2 protein-coding genes are annotated in these 1825 nt (G+C 32.8%); both read left to right on the plus strand.

All coding sequences use genetic code 11. The features are described 5' to 3' along the window. On the plus strand, positions 1-1384 hold a 1384-nt coding region (locus SPADD19_RS10655; RefSeq protein ID WP_128861636.1), incomplete at its 5' end, for a DUF1430 domain-containing protein. Between the two features lie 2 nt (positions 1385-1386). Next, positions 1387-1825 (plus strand): ATP-binding cassette domain-containing protein (locus SPADD19_RS10660; protein WP_061455970.1); only part of this gene is annotated, 439 nt, incomplete at its 3' end.

Genomic DNA, 1825 nt, shown 5'->3' on the forward strand with positions numbered 1-1825 from the left:
GATAATTACAGGGGTTTTTCTTGGAATCTGTGGTGTAAGTCTATTCCCTATCACACCATTTTCTATTCCAGTTATTTTTTCAGCTAGCATAACTTATAATTTGTTACTTTTGTTCCTTTCTATACTCTTTAGCTTTCTTTATGTTTTAAGTATTAAAGCGGTACATTTGGTTTCTTTACTCAAAGGAAAGTTACCTTTGAAACAGATTATGGGTATTCTTTACTTGGGGCAATTGGTTGCTTTTCTTTTAATAGTACTTACCATTCATAGAACAAGTATCTATTCAACTATTTGGCAATTGCATCAGGCTGGAGATACAGCATGGTCAAATCAAAAAGATTGGGTATTGCTTTCAACAAATAGGGAGTTTGGGGCAGAGGCTAGAAATCAGGATAGTAGAAAAATGTTGGAAGAACAATGGAAAAACTTCATAGAAACTGGCATTCAGAATGGAGGAATGCTTGTTCAGCATCCACTTGCATCATTCGATCTAAAAGGTCTGTCTTCACATCCCTTAATGGGAAAAATGTCGATAAATGACTACAATCCGTATGCTAATAGCTTATATGTGACTCCTAATTATCTAGATGTTCAGAATGTAGAATTAAATGAAGAAGATAAGAAGAACATTAATAGCCTTGGAGAAGGAGAATTTGGACTACTATTGCCTGAAAAATTAAAAGATCAAGAAGATAAATTGCGTCAAATTTATGAAGATTTCCTAGCGATTCGAGACGATAAGGGAAATAAAATTCAACAGGCTATGAAAGCTCGTGTTTTCTATATTTCAAACAATAAGAAGCGTTTCGTATATAATTCTACACCAATCTCATATCAACAATTTCTAAGTGATCCTATACTTATTGTCCTTAAACCAAGCTCTTTTGGAAAAAATCATAATGCTTTCTTCACTTATCCATCTGATTATCTGTATTTTAAAGGTTTGGATGCCACTAAAAAACTAGTTGAACAAGGTGGAATAAAGAAATATATCAGTCAGTATGATCTTGCCTATTATGTTTATCGTGGTATGAGTCACAACATTCAAGTTGAAATATTGACAATCATTGCTGGTGGTTTTCTAGGTATTGCTACCTCAATTCTACTCTTTAATACAATGACAATCCTCTACTTTGAAGAATTTCGTAAAACTATTCTTATTAAGAAAATATCAGGATTAAATTTTTTTGAGTTACACCAGAAATTTTTTATCTGGCAAATAGTTATCTTCATTTTGGGAGGGGCTATTGGTCTTTTGCTAACAAATAAACTTTGGGTAGTCTTTCTAACCTCTTGCGTCTTTGGTTTGAATTCTATTTTAATACTAATGCATCGTTCTCGTAAGGAAGATAGGATGGCTAGTATTATATTGAAAGGAGCATAGAAATGATTAAGATCCATCAACTAACAAAAACCTTTGGGGACCGGACGGTATTTAGTGATTTGAACTTAAATTTTGATGCAGGTAAAGTCTATGCTCTTATAGGAAATAGTGGTTGTGGCAAAACAACCTTACTAAATATAGTAGCCAAGCTAGAACCTTATGATCAAGGAAGTATTCAATATAAAGGGGAAGATTTACGAAAGATTAAACCAACAAACTATTTCAGAAATGAACTAGGTTATCTCTTCCAGAATTTTGGACTAATCGATAATAAAACTGTTTCAGAAAATTTAGATTTGGGATTAATTGGTCATAAATTAGACAAACAAAAAAAGAGAGAGACTAAAGAAGAAGTATTAGATAGAGTAGGACTATCTTATATTCAACTAGATCAAAAAGTATATGAGCTTTCTGGAGGAGAAGCACAACGTGTAGCCTTGG

The sequence above is a fragment of the Streptococcus parasanguinis genome, from assembly GCF_001578955.1.
Classification (GTDB): Bacteria; Bacillota; Bacilli; order Lactobacillales; family Streptococcaceae; genus Streptococcus; species Streptococcus parasanguinis_U.